General features: G+C 40.7%; 1 protein-coding gene. It reads right to left on the bottom strand.

Annotation, left to right across the window (positions count from 1 at the left end):
- Positions 1–62: 62 nt before the first annotated feature.
- Positions 63–1,923: poly-beta-1,6-N-acetyl-D-glucosamine N-deacetylase PgaB (gene pgaB / locus VXQ92_RS16315; protein ID WP_416682534.1), on the bottom strand; the 1,861-nt coding region annotated here is incomplete at its 5' end.

Genomic DNA, 1,923 nt, shown 5'->3' on the forward strand with positions numbered 1-1,923 from the left:
AGAAAACGAATTTTAAGGCATGCGACCATATAGCAGCAAAGATTGTCATGTTTCAGCCTCGCCTATGGCACAAGACGAGATGGTTTTTCAGCAAATGCTTTATGCATCACGTTCACGTCCGGATGATCTTTGATTGGGTCATCTGGATAGTATGCAACGTGCATTGCACCTTGCTGATAAAGTGAGTGAATTGTTGCTGCCATTTCTGTTGACGGTACCTTTTCGTTGTTGCGCCAGTTTGTTGCCTGTAGCTCAAAAACTGTTTTCTTAATGCCATTTGGATATTTTTTCACGCGATCAATCATGTCTTTATAAAATTGATCGGCGTTATCGACCTGCTCCATATAAGGCATTGCCATAATAGCCGTAAAATCATAGCGTCTTAATGACTCTTCAAGCGATTGTGAATACCAGTTTTCCGCATATGGTTTTAAGGCAACTTGCGCGTATAAGTTACGAGCTGTAAGCAAGAACGGTTCATATTGTCGCACGTCTTCAACAAGTTGCATTGCAAAATCATCTAGATATTTTGTCTTATATGCAGTCCATTTTTGCAAATCCTGATCGTTTTTACGGATTTTTGCCAAATCTGTTGGTAAGCCTTGTTTCGCATAAGCTTTTAATGCATCTGGGCTTGCATCTTCATAATCAGATAATGTGACATCGTCATGGAATAAAATTCCATTGAAAGACGCTGACTTGGCCAAATCTTGATAAATCTCACGAATAGTTTGGCGAGCCTGAGGTGAGAACGGACTTAAACGGATATAACCCATATTTAGGTGTTCACCAGCTTTTGCCTGCTCTGTCACGACTAAATCTTTTGATACCGGATCAGTTTTTGGTAATTCCCAAGCCAATAAAGGCATCCAAGCATAAATACGGCTTACAGGCGTACGAGTTTGAATTTGCCATGCTACACGGTTAAACAAGTCCGCACGCATTGGGATATGACGGTTCGGGAAATATACCATATCGGCAGAACCATTAGCATCCGGATCTGAAAATGCCTGCAAATAAACTGTATTTACACCCATCGCATTAATTCGATCTAACAAGTGACCCAAATTTCGTTCTTGTTGTTGCGGATCCGGATCATAAATATAGTCGAGATCAATATGCATGATTTTTTGCGGACGGTTGTTATCCGTTAAGTTTAATTCACGGTTCTTAATCTCTTGAGCCAAATCATTAGTACTCATTCCGCCCTCTACCAAAATACGGCTCATATTTTGTAGAGATTGTTTCGCATGATCTGCGCCATCATCAAGCGTGATGGTAATTGGCATACCAAGCTTTTTAGCAATTTGGACCGTTTGCATATTATAGCGACCATATGGCCACACCATAATACGTGGTGAACGTATACCATGCTCTTTAAGTAGCTGATTATTCTTTTTTAAATCATTATAAATACGAGTCTGATATTGGCTGTCATTTTCATAAGTTTTAGTTTTTACATCATAAAAACGTGTCGTTGCCGCTGGTTCAGAGTTCCCTTGCGGGTTGCCTGTAATACCGCGGTGTAAATGATAGCTATGGCTTGCAATTTCAACAAACCCGCTATCTTGCATTTCGTTGAGCTCACCCCAGCTTAAGATTTTATCACGTGGACTTTCTTCACCCGAAAAATCGACTGTCTGCCCTGCGTTTGGCTCTAACCATGAACCCACTACCGCAAGTACCACTGGGATTTTTTTAGCCTTAATAACAGGATACGCATTTTGGTAAAAAGACTGATAACCATCATCTACAGTTAATAAAACTGGCTTGGTTGGAAGTGCTGCCTTGCCCTGATGAGCACGGATTAACTGGTCTACGGTAATAAAATGGAAGCCATTTTTTTGCAACCAATCGACATGCTCAGTAAATTGTTGAGTGGTGACCGCATACTGAGGAATTAAGGCATTTTTAGTATCGGTA

It is taken from the genome of Acinetobacter sp. 228, assembly GCF_048147885.1.